1 pseudogene is annotated in these 258 nt (G+C 79.1%); it reads right to left on the bottom strand.

The features are described from left to right. Positions 1 to 258, bottom strand: a pseudogene (locus FJ658_RS16500) (hypothetical protein); the annotation flags it as partial.

Raw genomic sequence — 258 nt, 5'->3', positions numbered from 1 at the left:
GAGCTCTGCTCCGGCTGCGCGGCCGGGTACTCGCCCGTCACCTGCGGCGCCGGGAAGCCGGCGTAGGCGGGCGGGGCGGACGCGGTGGCCGGCTGGGGCGCGGGCGCCTGGCCGTACTCGCCGAATGACGGCGACCCGAAGTCCTGCGCGGGCTGCTCGACGACCGGCGAGTCGTAGACCGGTGCGGCGGACGGGGTCGGCGCGTCGTACGCCGGAGCGGCGACGGCCGGAGCGTCGTAGGCGGGCGGCGCCGAACCG

It is taken from the genome of Schumannella sp. 10F1B-5-1, assembly GCF_006517535.1.
GTDB lineage: Bacteria > Actinomycetota > Actinomycetes > Actinomycetales > Microbacteriaceae > Schumannella.
This window is presented reverse-complemented; position numbering and strand designations above follow the sequence as displayed.